This window comes from Streptomyces sp. B6B3, from assembly GCF_039871525.1.
In the GTDB taxonomy this organism is placed as follows: Bacteria; Actinomycetota; Actinomycetes; order Streptomycetales; family Streptomycetaceae; genus Streptomyces.
Genome location: NZ_JBDPLU010000022.1, coordinates 96,886 through 113,062 on the forward strand (window position 1 = coordinate 96,886; position 16,177 = coordinate 113,062).

The 16,177-nt window shown below is 74.5% G+C and carries 11 protein-coding genes; 5 read left to right on the forward strand and 6 right to left on the reverse strand.

The window, feature by feature from the left end; all coding sequences use genetic code 11:
• Positions 1-608 precede the first annotated feature (608 nt).
• Complete coding sequence (locus ABGB06_RS32600; RefSeq protein WP_347596675.1) at positions 609-1,160, reverse strand: DUF6886 family protein; 552 nt, start codon at positions 1,158-1,160, stop codon at positions 609-611.
• Positions 1,161-1,366: 206 nt separating this feature from the next.
• Between ABGB06_RS32600 and ABGB06_RS32605 the strand changes: the two genes are divergently transcribed.
• Both ABGB06_RS32605 and ABGB06_RS32610 read left to right on the forward strand, forming a co-directional pair.
• A complete protein-coding gene (locus tag ABGB06_RS32605) occupies positions 1,367-3,205 on the forward strand; it encodes an ABC transporter ATP-binding protein (RefSeq protein WP_347596678.1) in 1,839 nt (612 codons plus the stop codon).
• Entirely contained in the window at positions 3,202-4,983 is a 1,782-nt protein-coding gene (locus ABGB06_RS32610; protein WP_347596681.1) for an ABC transporter ATP-binding protein, read from the forward strand. The genes ABGB06_RS32605 and ABGB06_RS32610 overlap by 4 nt, the downstream gene beginning before the upstream one ends.
• 334 nt (positions 4,984-5,317) lie before the next feature.
• Here ABGB06_RS32610 and ABGB06_RS32615 read toward each other — a convergent pair whose 3' ends face one another.
• On the reverse strand, positions 5,318-6,106 hold the full coding sequence (locus ABGB06_RS32615) for a metal-dependent hydrolase (RefSeq protein ID WP_347596684.1): 789 nt from the start codon (positions 6,104-6,106) through the stop codon (positions 5,318-5,320).
• A gap of 164 nt (positions 6,107-6,270) precedes the next feature.
• Here ABGB06_RS32615 and ABGB06_RS32620 point away from each other — a divergent pair, with 164 nt between their 5' ends.
• The gene (locus ABGB06_RS32620) at positions 6,271-8,784 is read left to right on the forward strand and encodes a DUF3516 domain-containing protein (protein WP_347596687.1); all 2,514 of its coding nucleotides are present in this window, start codon (positions 6,271-6,273) and stop codon (positions 8,782-8,784) included.
• Here ABGB06_RS32620 and ABGB06_RS32625 read toward each other — a convergent pair.
• From ABGB06_RS32625 to ABGB06_RS32640, 4 genes are all read right to left on the reverse strand, one after another.
• Complete coding sequence (locus tag ABGB06_RS32625) at positions 8,762-9,610, reverse strand: DUF6397 family protein (RefSeq protein ID WP_347596690.1); 849 nt, start codon at positions 9,608-9,610, stop codon at positions 8,762-8,764. The genes ABGB06_RS32620 and ABGB06_RS32625 overlap by 23 nt on opposite strands.
• Before the next feature lie 100 nt (positions 9,611-9,710).
• Positions 9,711-10,103, reverse strand: a complete 393-nt coding sequence (locus ABGB06_RS32630) for a roadblock/LC7 domain-containing protein (RefSeq protein WP_347596693.1) — start codon at positions 10,101-10,103, stop codon at positions 9,711-9,713.
• 166 nt (positions 10,104-10,269) lie between these two features.
• Complete coding sequence (locus ABGB06_RS32635) at positions 10,270-10,452, reverse strand: hypothetical protein (protein ID WP_347596696.1); 183 nt, start codon at positions 10,450-10,452, stop codon at positions 10,270-10,272.
• Between the two features lie 103 nt (positions 10,453-10,555).
• Positions 10,556-11,632 (reverse strand): acyl-CoA desaturase, encoded by a 1,077-nt coding sequence (locus ABGB06_RS32640; protein WP_347596699.1) that lies wholly within the window; start codon positions 11,630-11,632, stop codon positions 10,556-10,558.
• Between the two features lie 222 nt (positions 11,633-11,854).
• Between ABGB06_RS32640 and ABGB06_RS32645 the strand changes: the two genes are divergently transcribed.
• Both ABGB06_RS32645 and ABGB06_RS32650 read left to right on the forward strand, forming a co-directional pair.
• Entirely contained in the window at positions 11,855-14,821 is a 2,967-nt protein-coding gene (locus ABGB06_RS32645) for a DEAD/DEAH box helicase (RefSeq protein WP_347596801.1), read from the forward strand.
• Positions 14,814-16,166, forward strand: a complete 1,353-nt coding sequence (locus tag ABGB06_RS32650) for an SWF or SNF family helicase (protein WP_347596702.1) — start codon at positions 14,814-14,816, stop codon at positions 16,164-16,166. Before ABGB06_RS32645 ends, ABGB06_RS32650 begins: the two co-directional genes overlap by 8 nt.
• Positions 16,167-16,177: the final 11 nt, after the last annotated feature.

Sequence of the window (16,177 nt, forward strand, 5' to 3'; positions counted from 1 at the left end):
CCCGCCGACCAACCCTCGACACGAGGGCCCGGAGCGGCTACTTCGCGGCGGGAGACGGGGGAACAACGCTCGGGTGGGCCGAGCCGGCGAAGGGGGTGGCGACCCTCCGCCGCGGTGTCACAGGTTGGTTCCCCGGCTTCGCCGGTTGAACGCGCTGTGTTGGTTGGCCTCCCTGAGCCACTTCCAGAGCATCGGTCGGCGGTCCTCGCCGCGCGGGTGCTCCGTCTCGTGTGGCTCGGCGGATGAGGCGTCGGCGGGTTCACCGCGACAGTCACCTGCCGACTGCCGCGCGCCGGGCCATGAGAGGCACGGCGCGATGGGGATGCCTTGGGGGGGTGGCATGGTTGTGGCCCTTCTCGATCCTTCTCTCTCGGATACGAGCCACCGCCGGGCGGTGCGCCGTGCGGCTAAGTGGGAGCGCTCCCACCCGGTGGATAGCCTCATAGTGGGGGCGCGTATCGATCCGGTCAACACCTCGTGCGTTCCTTTTTTCAAACGGGGGCGGCGCCAGGCGTGCCACAGCGCCGCGCAGAGGTGCACGGGATGAAGCGGAGCGCGGTGAATGGCTGACTGAGAGGCGCCCCAGGTTTCGGGGTTTGAAGTCGCGTTCAGACGGAGCGCGTCGGCGGACGCGGCCGGGCGTTGCGCAGTCGGATGCCGCTGAAGCCCAGGGTGCTGTCGACCACCGCGTCCCAGAACTCCCAGAGGTTGTCCAGCACGCGCAGTTGGATGCCGGCCTCGCGGTGCAACGTGAGCAGGTCATCCACCGGCTCAGCGGGGCCGAGCGGGGTGACCGGTTCCGTCGCCACCATCGCGTTCGGCACCGGTTCGCCGATGGGTCGGAACGGCGCGGCCGGCAGCCGGTAGGCGAAGAGCCGGGTGCTGACCAGCGCCGCGAGCCAGCCGTGTTCGATCGCGTGCACCCGGGTGCCCCCGCCGGGTCCCAGGATGCGGAGCCGGTCCTCCTCGGTGGTACCGGGCACCAGCCAGGCCATAGCGCGCGGGCACGCGCGGGGAAACCAGTAGTCGGGCGACCGGCTGCCGTCGACGGGCCAGACGTAGGGGCGTGACTCCCGGCTGGTCGGGGCGACGTGGGGGACGAAGACGGGGATGTCGGGGTCGTGGGAGAAGTGCAGCACCTCCCCCGGGCGCGGGCGCATGCGTCCTTTCTACCGCCATCCGGAGCGGGTTGGCCGGAAACCGGCGGTGTGCTGGCCGGGAGGTGCCGGGTGGGGTTGGCCGACGCGGCGGGCGCGCCCGGACCGGGTCCGGAAAAACCCGTTGAAATTCGGCACCTCGGACCGTGACTCTAGCCAGGTTGACCAGTTCGACACCCTCCCCTCGCCCGTACTGACTCTGGGATGTCATGCAGATCCGAGATCTTCCGCACGCCGACCCCGGAGAGCCCGACGTACGCTCCGGATTCCGGTTCCTCGTGTGGCTCTTCCGCCGCCAGCTCGGCGGTCAGGCCCGGTCCCTGGGCTGGGGCACGCTGCACATGGCGTGCGTCGCGACGCTGCCCGTGCTGCTCGGGTTCGCGGTACAGGCGGTGGTCGACGACTCCGGGCGGGACCTGGCGGTCACCGGCCTGCTGATGCTCGCCGTCGCCCTGGTGATGGCGGGGGCGGACGCCATGTTGCACCGCACCGCGGTCACCAACTGGATCACCGCGGCGGCCCGGGTGCAGCAGTTGCTGGCCCGGCGCACGGCCACGCTGGGCGGCGTGCTCACCCGTCAGGTCGCGGCCGGCGAGGTGGTGAAGGTGTCCACCGGCGACGTGGAGAAGATCGGCTGGTTCGTGGAGTCGTTCTCCCGGTTCGCGGCCGCCGCGCTGGTCGCCTTCGGGGTGTGCGTCGGGCTGGTCGTCTACGAACCCCGGCTGGGCGTGCTGGTGCTGGTGGGCATCGCGGCGGTGTTGCTGAGCATGTTCCCGCTGCTGCCCGCCGCCACCCGACGGGCGGACCGCGAACGCGCCAAGTCCGGGCGGGCCACCGCGCTGGCCTCGGACACGGTGGCGGGGCTGCGGGTGCTGCGCGGTATCGGCGGCGAGGAACTGTTCCTCGACCGCTACCGGCGGGCGTCCCAGGAGGTCCGCGCGGCGTCGGTGCACAGCGCCCGGATGTGGGCGCTGATCGACGCCATCCAGGTGGTGATGCCGGGACTGCTGCTGGTCGCCGTGGTGTGGCAGGGCGCCGGGCTGGCGCAGGACGGGCGGATCTCGGCCGGAGAGTTGGTCACCGTCTACGGGGCGGTCACCTTCCTGCTCTTCCCGCTGCGGCTGTTCCAGGAGGCGGCGATGGCGTTCACCTTCTCCCGGCCGTCGGCCAAACGCGCGGTGCGGGTGCTGGGCCTGCGCCGCGAGCAGCGGCCCGGCGACGGGCCGACCGGCGGCGCGGACCGGCCGCTCGGCGGCGACCTGTGGGACCCGGCCACCGGGCTGCGGGCCGGATCCGGACGGCTGACGGCGGTGGTGTGCGGTGATCCGGACGCGGCCGAGCGGCTCGCCGCGCGGCTGGGCGGGCACGCGCCCGACTCCCGGGGCGAGCCGTCGGCGCGGCTGGGGGGCGTGGCGCTGGACGGGGTGCCGCTGGTGGCAGCCAGGACGGCCGTGCTGGTCCAGGACAAGGATCCGGTGCTGCTGTCAGGGACGCTGCTGGAACTGCTCGCCGTGCCGGCGTCCGGTCGGGTGTCGGCCGACGAGGCGCTGGCCACCGCGCAGTGTCAGGACGTGCTGGCGGCGCTCGCTCAGGCGGCGCCGGACGCGAGCGGCGACCCGATGCGGACCCGGATCACGGAGCGGGGGCGTTCGCTGTCCGGCGGGCAGCGGCAGCGGCTGGCGCTGGCCAGGTCGCTCGTCACCGATCCTGAGGTGCTGGTGCTGGACGAGCCGACCTCGGCGGTGGACTCGCACACCGAGGCGCGGGTCGCCCGGGCCGTGCGGACGTTGCGGTCGGGGCGCACCACCGTGGTGTTCACCTCCAGCCCGCTGCTGCTCGACCTCGCCGACGAGGTGGTGTTCGTGCGCGACGGCCGGGCCGTCGCGTCCGGACCGCACCGGACGCTGCTGCGGTCGGCCCCGGGCTACCGGTCCATCGTGACCCGGGAGCCCGACGAGCCGGACGAGCCGGACGCCGGGCTTCCCGGCTCGGACGTCGCGGAGTCCACCCCTTCCTCACCCGCCTACTACGCCGAGGAGACGGCATGATCGGCGTCCGTCCGCCGGAGTACGACCCGGCCACCGGAGAGCACGCGACGCGGCTGCCGGTGGCCGGCCGGGCCACCGTGCGCGCCTACGTGCGGGACCTGCTGCGCCGGCACCGCGGCGCCTTCCTGGCGTTGGTCGCCGTCAACGCGGTGGCGGTGGTGGCCTCCATGGTGGGCCCGTACCTGCTCGGCCGGGTCATCGAGGACCTGTCCTCCGGGGCACGGGAGCTGCATCTGGGCCGCACCGTCGCGCTGTTCGCGGTGGCGTTGGCGGTGCAGGCGTTCTTCGTGCGGCTGGTGCGGGTGCGCGGGGCCACCCTGGGCGAGCGGATGCTGGCCGACCTGCGCGAGGACTTCCTGGTGCGGTCGGTGGGACTGCCGCCGGGGGTGCTGGAGCGGGCCGGCACGGGCGACCTGCTGGCGCGGATCAACACGGACATCGACCGGCTCGCGCAGGCGATGCGGGAGGCGGTGCCGCAGCTGGCCATCGGCGTGGTGTGGGCCGGCCTGCTACTGGGCGGCATCGTGGTGACGGCGCCGCCGTTGGGGCTCGCCGTGCTGATCGCGGTGCCCGTGCTGCTGACCGGCTGCCTGTGGTACTTCCGCCGGGCTCCGGCGGGCTATCGCTCGGAGGCGGCGGGTTACGCGGCGGTGGCGGCGGTGCTGGCGGAGACGGTGGACGCCGGCCGGACGATCGAGGCGCACCGGCTGGACGGGGAGCGGATCGCGCTGTCCGACCGCCGGGTGCGGGAGTGGACCGCGTGGGAGCGCTACACGCTCTGGCTGCGCTCGGTGCTGATCCCGACGATCAACCTCTACCACGCGACGATTCTGGGCGGCGTGCTGATCCTGGGGGGTTGGTTCGCGCTGGAGGGCTGGCTGACGGTTGGCGAGCTGACGACCGGTGCGCTGCTGGCGCAGATGATGATCGAGCCGGTGGGGATGATCGTGCGCTGGTTCGACGAGCTGCAGGTGGCGCAGGTGTCGCTCGCCCGGCTGGTCGGGGTGCGGGAGATCGAGGACGACGACGGGGACGGCGCGCTGCGCCCGGACGGCCGTGATCTGACGGCCCGTGAGGTGCGGTTCGGCTATCTGGCGGACACCGACGTGCTGCACGGCGTGTCGCTGGACGTCTCGCCGGGGACCCGGGTGGCGCTGGTCGGCCCCTCGGGCGCGGGGAAGTCGACGTTGGGCCGGCTGCTGGCCGGGATCTACGCGCCGCGGCGCGGCGAGATCACCCTGGGCGGCGCGCGGCTGGCGGGCATGCCCGCGGAGCGGGTGCGGGAGCAGGTGGCGCTGGTGAACCAGGAGCACCACGTCTTCGTGGGGCCGTTGCGCGACAACCTGCTGCTGGCCAGGGAGGACGCGGAGGACGCCGAGCTGTGGGCGGCGCTGGGCGCGGTCGACGCGGCCGAGTGGGCGCGCGGGCTGCCCGACGGCCTGGACACGGAGGTGGGTTCCGGCGGGCTGACGGTGAGTCCGGCCCAGGCGCAGCAGATCGCGCTGGCCCGGCTGGTGCTGGCGGATCCGCACACGCTGGTGCTGGACGAGGCGACGTCGTTGCTGGACCCGCGGGCGGCTCGGCATCTGGAGCGCTCGCTGGCGCGGGTGCTGCGGGGTCGGACGGTGATCGCCATCGCGCACCGGCTGCACACGGCGCACGACGCGGATGTCATCGCGGTGGTGGAGGACGGCCGGATCAGCGAGTTGGGCAGCCACGACGAGCTGGTGGCGGCCGACGGCGCGTACGCGGCGCTGTGGCGGTCCTGGCACGGCTGACGGCGTGGGGGGCGGGGGCGGCTCCCCCGCCCCCGCCCCCGCCCGGTCGTCTCCGCGTGTCGTCCTCGTTCGGGTGAAACGGCTGCCGGCGGGGGCGCCGGGGCGCGTTCCCTGGGTCGGCGCTCCGCGGCCGGCGGGTGGACGCGACGCGTGGCCGGCCCGGGCGCGGCCCGCGCCTCCGTCAGGGCCCGCTCGGGCTCGGCGAGGTGACAGGGCGTCCACGACCGCCGCGCCGTCAGGTGGACGGCGTCCTCGCCGACCGCCCACCGGGGCCCGGACGAGGCGCCGACCCCGCGTTCCGCTCCTGGTCGTTCGGTGGGGTTTCGCCGCGGGGTCAGGCGGCCAGGACCACCGCGCCGACCCCGCCGGCGGCCCCGAGGATCATGAAGCCGGGCATCAGCACCCGGGTCTCCACCCAGGCGCCGGCCCGGAAGCGCATGAACCGGGGGGTGCCCAGCGGGTACCAGCGCTTGCCGGCGATCGGCAGCGGCCACAGCATCGGGCAGCCGGAGATGGTGATCGAGTCGCCGAGGGTGTGCACCACGGACCCGAGCACGATGGGCAGGCCGATCCACAGGTAGGGGTGGTCCGCGAAGAGCCAGTTCGCGCCGTTGCCCGGCTCGTCGAGCACGGCCGCCAGCATCCACGCGCTGGTGGCGCCGAGCAGCCAGACGAGGATGTCGCTGGAGACACGGGCCATGCGCCAGAGCAGGCCCTCGACGGCGAGCACCATGTGGATGAAGAGGGTGACCAGCACCGCCCAGCGGCCCCAGGCGACCGCGGCGAAGCCGAAGCCGGCGCCGACCAGCACCGCCCACAGCCAGGTGTGGGTGAGGGTGCGGTGGCCGCCCGCCCGGCGGCGCTCGCTCCGGCTCCTGGTGGCGTTGTAGACGGCGGCGGATATCTCGCAGAGGACCTTGCACAGCAGCTTCGAGGCGGGGCCGAAGGCGCGGGAGATCGTCGCGGACGGCTGGTCCAGGTCGGGGGCCAGGGCGGCGCCCGCGCAGATCAGCGTGCCGACGACGAGCACGGGCCAGGGCATGGGGTGGTCCGCGTACGCCATGGCGACGCCCACCCCCAGCCAGGCCATCGCTCCGGACAGTGAGTGTGCCGGTCCCATCATGGCCGCGCCCCGCCCCCTTCAGTTCGTGTCTCCGCCGAGGTCTCGCCGGGCGCGTCGCGCGACCCCGGTGTCAACTCCCCTACGGCGGGACAGCGTAGTGCCCCCGGACCGGCGGGCGACCGGCCGGTTCCCGCATGGTCGCGGAGTGCGGGCAGTATGGGGGCGTGACCCTTATCGATCAGATGCCTGCCGCCAGCGATCCCGACGCCCTCTACGACGCCTTCTCGTCCTGGGCCACGGAACAGGGCATCTCCCTGTATCCGGCGCAGGAGGAGGCACTGATCGAGGTGGTGTCCGGGGCCAACGTCATCCTGTCCACCCCGACCGGATCGGGGAAGTCCCTGGTCGCGGCCGGGGCGCACTTCGCCGCGTTGGCAGAGGACAAGGTCACCTTCTACACGGCGCCGATCAAGGCGCTGGTGTCGGAGAAGTTCTTCGACCTGTGCAAGCTTTTCGGCACCGAGAACGTCGGGATGCTCACGGGCGACGCGTCGGTCAACGCCGACGCGCCGGTGATCTGCTGCACCGCGGAGGTGCTGGCGTCGATCGCGCTGCGGGACGGGGCCGAGGCGGACGTCGGCCAGGTGGTGATGGACGAGTTCCACTTCTACGCCGAGCCGGACCGGGGCTGGGCGTGGCAGATCCCGCTGCTGGAGCTGCCCCAGGCGCAGTTCGTGCTGATGTCGGCGACGCTGGGCGACGTGGCGCGCTTCGAGGAGGACCTGACGCGGCGCACCGGGCGGCCGACGGCGGTGGTGCGCTCGGCGACGCGCCCGGTCCCGCTGAGCTACGAGTACCGGACGACCTCGCTGACCGAGACGCTGACCGAGCTGCTGGAGACGCGGCAGGCGCCGGTGTACATCGTGCACTTCACGCAGGCGCAGGCGGTGGAGCGGGCCCAGGCGCTGACGAGCATCAACATGTGCACCCGGGCGGAGAAGGACGAGATCGCGGCGTTGATCGGCAACTTCCGGTTCACCACCCGGTTCGGCCGGAACCTGTCGCGGTACGTCAGGCACGGCATCGGGGTGCACCACGCCGGGATGCTGCCGAAGTACCGGCGGCTGGTGGAGAAGCTGGCGCAGGCGGGCCTGCTGAAGGTGATCTGCGGCACCGACACCCTGGGGGTGGGGGTCAACGTGCCGATCCGCACGGTGCTCTTCACCGCGCTCAGCAAGTACGACGGGAGCCGGGTGCGGGTGCTGCGGGCCCGGGAGTTCCACCAGATCGCGGGCCGGGCCGGCCGGGCGGGCTTCGACACGTCGGGCTTCGTGGTGGCGCAGGCGCCGGACCACGTGGTGGAGAACGAGAAGGCGCTGGCCAAGGCGGGTGACGATCCGAAGAAGCGCCGCAAGGTGGTGCGCAAGAAGCCGCCCGAGGGCTTCGTGAACTGGTCGGAGAACACCTTCGAGCGGCTGATCGCGGCCGAGCCCGAGCCGCTGACCTCCCGCTTCCGGGTGACGCACGCCATGCTGCTGGCCGTCATCGCGCGTCCCGGCGACCCGTTCCAGGCGATGCGCCGGCTGCTGGAGGACAACCACGAGCCGCGCCGCCAGCAGTTGCGGCACATCCGGCGGGCCATCGCGATCTACCGCTCGCTGCTGGACGGCGGCATCGTCGAGCGGCTGGACGTCCCGGACGAGCAGGGCCGGCGGGTGCGGCTGACCGTGGACCTCCAGGCGGACTTCGCGCTCAACCAGCCGCTGGCCACCTTCGCGCTGGCGGCCTTCGAACTGCTCGACCCGCAGTCCCCGTCGTACGCCCTGGACATGGTGTCGGTGATGGAGTCCACGCTCGACGACCCCCGGCAGATCCTTGCGGCCCAGCAGAACCGGGCCAGGGCGGAGGCGGTGGCGGCGATGAAGGCCGAGGGCATCGAGTACGAGGAGCGGATGGAGCGGCTGACGGACGTCGGCTATCCCCGGCCGCTGGAGGATCTGCTCTTCCACGCCTACGGCCTGTACCGGAAGAGCCACCCGTGGGTCGGGGACCATCCGCTGTCGCCGAAGTCCGTGATCCGCGACATGTACGAGCGGGCGATGACCTTCTCGGAGTTCGTCTCGCACTACGAGCTGGCGCGCACAGAGGGCATCGTGCTGCGCTATCTGGCCGGCGCCTACAAGACGCTGGAGCACACCGTGCCGGAGGACCTGAAGTCGGAGGACCTGCAGGACATCACGGCCTGGCTGGGCGAGATGGTCCGGCAGGTGGACTCCAGCCTGCTGGACGAGTGGGAGCAGCTGGCCAATCCGGAGGTCGAGGACGCGGAGGAGGCCAGGGAGCGGGCCGACCAGGTGACGCCGGTGACCGCGAACGCCCGGGCGTTCCGGGTGCTGGTGCGGAACGCCCTGTTCCGCCGGGTGGAGCTGGCGGCCCTGGGGCGCGTCGACGAGCTCGGCGAGCTGGACGGCGAGGCGGGTTGGGACGCCGACGCGTGGGACGAGGCGATGGCCGGCTACTGGGCCGAGTACGACGAGCTGGGCACCGGACCCGACGCCAGGGGGCCGCGGCTGCTGCAGATCGAGGAGCGGCCGGAGGACGGCCTGTGGCGGGCGCGGCAGACCTTCGCCGATCCGGCGGGAGACCACGACTGGGGCTTCTCCGCCGAGATCGATCTCACGGCGTCGGCCGCCGAGGGCCGGGCGGTGGTTCACCTCACGGACGTCGGCCAGTTCTGAGGGCCCGGTGCGGGCTGATCCGGGGAGGTGGCAGCGGGCCGGGTCGGACCCGGCGGGCGTCCCGGAGGGCCAGGGTCAGCGCGGTGCCGTACCACCGGGTCTCGTCCGGGTCCGTGGCGGGCAGCACCTCCCGGGCGGCCTCCTCCCTGGTGTCGCAGAGCGGCGGGCGGAGGCGGCGCAGCAGGGCCCGCTCGTGCTGGTCGGGGACGAGCGCCCGGAGGGCGCGCGGGTGGAGGACGGCGGCCGGCACCGCGGCCCGCTCCCACGGCGACCGGGCCTGTGCGGCGAGCAGCCCGGTGTGCCGGGCGCGCCAGCGTCGGGGCCGCCAGTCGGCGCCCTCGCGGAGCAGCGACCGCAGGGCCTCGGGCACCGGCCCGCTCAGCAGCTCGGGGTGGCGCTCGGCGAACGTCCGCAGCTCGATGGCCGGGTAGCGCCAGACGAAGGCGCCGCGGTGCGGGTAGAGGCTGAGCGGGGCCAGGCAGCCGCCGCGGGCGAGCCGGGCGAAGCGGGCGGGCGTGACGCCCAGCATGTCCGCGCCCTCGGTGGCGTTGACCAGGAGGGCCTGGTCCCGCAGCGGGACGGGGAACCCGGGGTCGGCGCGGAGCCGCTCGATCTCGGCCCAGGACACTCGTCGGAGCCAGGGCACGTCGGTCGCCTCGGTGGCGACGAGGCCGAGCCGCACGGCGACGTCGAGCTGCCGGCGGGAGAGGCCGAGCGCTCGGGCCGCGCGGGGTGCCGAGACGGTGTCCGGGAGATGTTCGGCGGTGGCGGCGGTGGCGGCGGTGACGGGAGGGACGGGGCGGAGGGTGGTGTCGAGCGATGCCATGGGATGACTCCTCGCAACGGGAAAATGACTCTAAGTAGTCACTCTAGCCGCAGCAACCCCGTGATGGCAACTCAGCGTGACGAACGGACGCGCTCGGTGCTCAGCGGGGCTCGCGGGCCGCCAGTCCCATGTGCTCCCCCACCTTGTTCACCAGGAGGGTCATCTCGTACCCGACCTGCCCGATGTCGGCGTCCGATCCGGTGAGGACGCACAGGCAACTGCCGTCCCCCGCGGCGGTCACGAAGAGCACCCCGTCGTCGAACTCGATCATCGTCTGCCGGACGTCCCCGCACTTGAAGTGCTCGCCCACCCCGTTGGCCAGGCTGTGCAGCCCGGAGGCCACGGCGGCCAGATGCTCGGCGCTGCTGCGCGGCAGGCCCCGGCTCACCGAGGTGACCAGCCCGTCGCTCGACAGCAGCAGGACGTGCCGCACCCGGGACACGCGTTGGGCCAGGTCGTCCAGCAACCAGTCGAGCGTGGTACCCAGTGCCATCCCCAGCTCCCCCTTCTCCGTAAGGCGACTGCTGTGTCAGCCTTCCCCAGTAACGGGCCGTCGGCAACCATTTCTGCCGTACCGCTATCCGGAAGCGACCGTACCGTTTCCTCAGGTCAGCCACCTCGGGTGGGGTGGGGTGCCGGCGGGGCGCCGGGACGGCGGGTCAGCGACCCAGCTCCCGGCGGCCCACCCGGCGCAGCCGGCGGCGCTGCGAACGGTCGAGCGTCAGGTACGCGGCGACCGGAATGCCCAGCATCACGAGCGCGGCGATCCAGAAGTTCGTCAGGATCCACAGCACCAGGCCGGCACCCACGGCGGCGATGCCGATCTTCGCACCACGAGACATGCTCCTACCTCCCTGTCGCGACGACGACCGCCGCATCCGGTGAACGTCTCTCCAGTGTCCTCCGTTCCGTCCGGAACCAGTGGGAACGGGCGGAAGGCCCGACTCAGCGCAGCGGCGCCCCGACCTCGTGCATGTGCCGCAGCGCCAGCCGGTACGAGTCCAGCAGCCCGGTCTCGGTGTAGCGGACGTCGGCGACGCGGCAGTAGTGCCGGACCAGTGGCCGGGCCAGCCGCAGGTGCGGGCGGGGCATGCTCGGGAAGAGGTGGTGCTCAATCTGGTAGTTCAGGCCGCCCATCAGCCAGTCGGTCAGCCAGCCGCCGCGCACGTTGCGCGAGGTCAGGACCTGCTTCCGCAGATGGCCCCAGCGCTCGCCGTCCGGGTCGGGCATCTCCATGCCCTTGTGGTTCGGGGCGAAGACGGCGCCGAGGTGGAGGCCGAAGAGGGCGTGGTGCACCAGCGCGAAGACCACCGCTCGGCCCGGCGACAGCGCCGCGGTCAGCAGCGCCACGTAGCCCACGTGGTGGGCGGCGAGCAGCACCGCCTCGGTGGCGCGGGCCCGGCCGTTGCGGTCCCAGTCCGCCGACGCGGCGACCATCCGCACGCTCGCCACCTTCAGCGCTATGCCCTCCAGCGTGAGCAGCGGGAAGAACAGCCACGCCTGGTTGCGGGTGAGCCAGCGGGCCATGCCCGCGCGCCGCTCGGCCTGGGCCTGGGTCCACACCAGCACGCCCTCGCCGACGTCCGGGTCCTTGTCCAGGTGGTTGGGGTTGGCGTGGTGCCGGTTGTGCTTGTCGTTCCACCAGGCGGAACTCATGCCGAGGAGCAGGTTGCCGTGGATCAGCCCGAGGAGCCGGTTGGTGCGTCGGGATGCGCTGATCTGGGAGTGGCCGGCGTCGTGTCCTATGAAGCCCGTGCGGGCGGAGAGGATCGCGAACGGCACGGCGAGCACGAGCGCCCACCAGGAGTCGCCGACCATCAGCAGCGCGCCGACCACACCGGCCAGCGCGAGCGCGTTGAGGGAGATGCTCGCCGTGTACCAGCCGGTGCGCCGGTCCAGCAGCCGTTGTCCCCTGATCTGCCGCAGGAGCGGGGCGAAGGCATCCGAAGCCGGCGCCTCCTCGGCGACACCGCCGGAGTTCCTGGACGGCGGCGGGTCAAGGGCGACGGGGGCGTGGGACATGGCGACTCCGGCGATCGACGATGTGGTCCCCCAGACCGTAAGGCCCACCGCCACACCCGCGCCATGGCCACAGCACCCGGAACGGGGTGTATCCAGGGCCTCCCGAACACGGGGGTATACCCCCTTCCGCTCGGCGGACCTTTCCTGAACGGTGCCACGGTGGGGTACCCTCGGCCGCTGCCGCGACTAGTCAAGTTTGAGGAGCGCAGCCGCACCGTGACCGTGAGCCCGGCCCCATCCGTCCCGCCCGCCTCCCCAGTCACCGATCCCGCGGACCACGCCGCTCCCGCCGATCCGCCGCCCGGTCGGCCCGTCGCCCTCGCGGGCTGCGCGGCCGTCTTCCTGCCGGCCGACCCGCCGCGCGCGTCCCGCGTGGCCTTCTGGCATCCGGAGACGACGCCGGAGGGGGACACCGAGCCGCTCGACGTCGCGCTGCCCGACGCGGACGGTTCGGTCGCCGTCCGCTCCGTGCCCGCCGTCGTGCGGCCGGTGCGCGAGGCCCTGCCGGTGCTCACCCGGGCCCGGGCGGCGGGCGGCCATCCGGCCGCCGCCTACTGGGGCGCCGCCGCCGTGCTGGCCCTGCAACTGGCAGCCCGCGGCCGGCTGTTGCCCGGGCTCAGCCCCGGGGACCACGACGCCTGGCGGCTTGCCCCGTTGGACGCGGCCGACGCGGAACGAATCGGCGAGCTGGCCGCGGCCATGCCCGCGCAGGCACACGCCGCGCCGCTGCCGGACGCCACCGCGGGGGTGCCGCTGCTCCCCCGTCCCGAACGGCTGCTGCGCGCCTTCCTGGACGCCGTCGCCGACGGCCTGCCGCGCACCCCGGCCGCCGCGCTGGCCGCCGGCGGGCCGGCCTTCGCCGCCCCGGCCGGTGCCCGGCCCGTGCGCCCGGTGCCGGAGCACCGCCCCTGGGCGGAGGGCGTCGCGGCCGGGCACGACGCGGGCGTCCAGCTGTCGTTGCGGGTGGAGATACTCGCCGAGGAACCGCGCTCTGCCGCGCCGGATCCGGCCGACGCCCCGGCCGAGCCCGACGGGAGGCCGACCCGGTTCCGCGCCGTGCTCCAGGCGCACAGCCTGACCGACCCGACCGTGGTGGTGGACGCCGCCGAGCTCTGGTCGGCCGGCGACCCCGCCGGCGCCTTCGGCCCGCGGGCCCGTGCCGACGCGCTGCTGGCGCTCCGCCGCGCGGCCGCGGCCTGGGACGCGCTCGGCCCGCTGCTGTCCGCCGCCGTCCCGGACGCCGTGGACCTCGCCGAGGAGGACATCGCGGAGCTGCTCGGCGCCCCCGTCCTCCGGGCGCTTTCGTCCGCCGGGCTCCGGGTGCACTGGCCGCGGGGACTGGTCCGCTCGCTGACCACGCGGGGCGAGGTGGGCGGGCCCGCGGGCGGACCACCGGGCGCCGGCCCGCCGTCGTTGCTCGGACCCGACGCGCTGCTCCGCTTCAGCTGGCGGTTCGCGATCGGCGACGCCGCGTTGAGCCGCGAGGAGCTGGACCGGCTGGCCGAGGCGGGCCGTCCCGTGGTGCGGCTGCGGGACAGCTGGGTGCTGGTGGACCCGGAGCAGGTGCGCCGCGCCGTCGGCCGTCGGGATCGCACCCTGTCGGCGGCCGAGGCGCTGGGCGCCGCTCTCGCCGGCAGCACCGAGGACGACGGGGAACGCGTCGAGGTGCGCGCCGGCGGCTGGCTCGCCGCGCTGCGCGACCGGCTGGCCGACCCGGAACGCGCCGACCCCGAGCCCGTGACCCCGCCCCCCGGTCTCGCCGCCACCCTGCGCGACTACCAGCTGCGGGGCCTCGACTGGTTGCACCGGATGACCTCGCTCGGCCTCGGTGGCTGCCTCGCCGACGAGATGGGCCTGGGCAAGACCGTCACGCTGATCGCGCTGCACCTGCACCGGCAGCGCGACCCGGACACCGCGGGCCCCACGCTCGTGGTCTGCCCGGCCTCGTTGATCGGCAACTGGCAGCGGGAGATCGCCCGGTTCGCGCCGGGCACCCCGACCCGCCGCCACCACGGCCCCGACCGGGAGCTGACCGGGCTGGCCGGCCCCGAGGGCGGCGGGTTCGTGCTGACCACCTACGGGACCATGCGGCGCGACGCGACACTGCTGGCCGGCGCGGCCGACTGGTCCCTGGTGGTCGCCGACGAGGCTCAGCATGTCAAGAACCACGCCTCCGACACCGCCCGCCAGTTGCGCGCCGTCCCGGCCAGGGCCCGGGTCGCGCTGACCGGCACACCGGTGGAGAACAACCTGTCGGAGCTCTGGGCGATCCTCGACTGGACCACCCCGGGACTGCTGGGGCGGCTCGGCACCTTCCGTCGCCGGTACGCCGACGCCGCCGAGGGCCGCGCGGACCCGGCGGCCACCCGCCGGCTGGCCCGACTGATCAGCCCGTTCGTGCTGCGCCGGCGCAAGTCGGATCCCGGCATCGCCCCGGAGCTCCCGCCGAAGACCGAGACCGACCACGCGGTGGCGCTGACCCCCGAACAGGCGGGCCTGTACGAGGCGGTGGTCCGCGAGGGCCTGGCCGCCGTCGCGGACGCCGACGGGGTGGCCCGTCGCGGCCTGGTGGTCAAGCTGCTCACCTCGCTCAAGCAGATCTGCAACCATCCGGCGCAGTACCTCAAGGAGGACAGCCCCCGGCTGACCGGGCGTTCCGGGAAGCTGGCGCTGTTCGACGAACTGCTGGACGCGATCGTGGCCGAGGGCGCGAGCGTCCTGGTGTTCACCCAGTACGTGCGGATGGCGCGGCTGCTGCGGGACCATCTCGCGGCGCGCGGGGTGGCCAGCCTGCTGCTGCACGGCGGGACGCCGGTGGCCCGCAGGGAGGAACTGGTGGCGCGGTTCACCGCGGGCGAGGCGCCGGTGTTCCTCCTCTCGCTCAGGGCCGCCGGCACCGGCCTGAACCTCACCCGCGCCGAGCACGTGATGCACTTCGACCGCTGGTGGAACCCGGCCGTCGAGGCGCAGGCCACCGACCGGGCGCACCGCATCGGGCAGCACCGTCCGGTGCAGGTGCACCGGTTGGTCGCGGAGGGCACGGTCGAGGACCGGATCGCCGCGCTGTTGCGGCGGAAGCAGGAGCTGGCCGACGCGGTGCTCGGCTCGGGGGAGGCCGCCCTCACCGAGCTGTCCGACGCCGAGCTGGCGCGCCTGGTCGAGCTGCGGGAGGGGGACGGACGTGACTGACGAACAGCTGCGGTCGGGCGAGGACCGGGAGCGCCCGGAGCGCCCGGAGCGCCCGGACCACGAGGACGACGCCGAACGCGTCTTCGCCGCGCCGCCGCCGGCGCCCGGGCGCGGGTTCGCCACCACCTGGTGGGGCCAACGCTGGCTGAAGGCCCTGGAGGACACGGCGCTGGACGGCCAGCGGCTGAAGCAGGGACGCCGGCAGGCGCGGTCGGGTGCGGTGGGCGCCGTCTCGGTGCGTCCTGGCCGACTGACCGCCGTGGTGCGCGACGCGGACGGCACGCCGCACCGCGCCGACGTGCTGCTGCGCCGGCTGGACGCCACGGAATGGGACCGGCTGCTGGCCACCATCGCCCGCGAGGCCGGCCACCTGGCGGCGCTACTGGACCGGGACATGCCGCCGGCGCTCGTCGAGGACGCCGAGGCGGCCGGCGTGGAACTGCTGCCGGGCATCGGTGATCTGGAGCCGACATGCGACTGCGGCGAATGGGACCACTGCGCGCACACCGCGGCGCTGAGCTACCAGGTGGCCCGGGTGCTGGACGCCGAACCGTTCGCGATCCTGCTGCTGCGGGGGCGCACGGAGGACGACGTGCTCGCGGACCTGCAACGGCACGGCGCGGCGGGCGCCGGGCGCGGGCCCGGCGCGGCGGAGGAGCCGGCGGGTGTGCCGGCGGTCGAGGCGTATCGGCGGGGCGTGGTGCCGCTGCCCGCGCCGCCCGATCCGGTGCCGGAGCCGGGCGTGCCGCCGGCGCTGGGCGGCGGCGTCCCGCCGGGTCCCGGACTCGACGTGGACGCGCTGGAGTTCCTCGCCGCCGACGCCGCACGCCGGGCGCGGGACCTGCTCGCCGCGGAGCTCGGCCCCGTACCGCGGGTCGATCCGGACCCGGAGCGGCCGGGCGGCCCCGACGGGCCGGGCGCGATCTGGCGGGACGCGGCGCGGCTGGCGGCGGCCGGTGCGCCCACGCCGCTGCGGCGGCGGCTGGCCGAGGGCTGCGGGCGCACCGACACGGAGCTGGAGATGGCCGCCCGTGCCTGGGGGTTCGGCGGCGGGGCGGCGCTCGCGGTGCTGGAGGGTGACGACGCTCCGGCGCCGGTCTGGGCCGCCGAGCGGCTCGCCCACGCGTGGTCGGAGGAGGAGTCCCCGCCGGCGCTGCGCGGCGCCGACGGACGGTGGACCCTGGTCGGCGCGGACGCGCAACTGCGCTGCGGCGCGGACGGCCGCTGGTGGCCGTACCGCCGGCAGGGCGGGCGCTGGTGGCCCGCCGGTCCGCCGGAGGAGGATCCGGCCGCCGCCCTGGCCACGGCGCTGCGAGGCGACGCGGACGAGGACGGCGGCCGGTGAGCGAAGCTCCG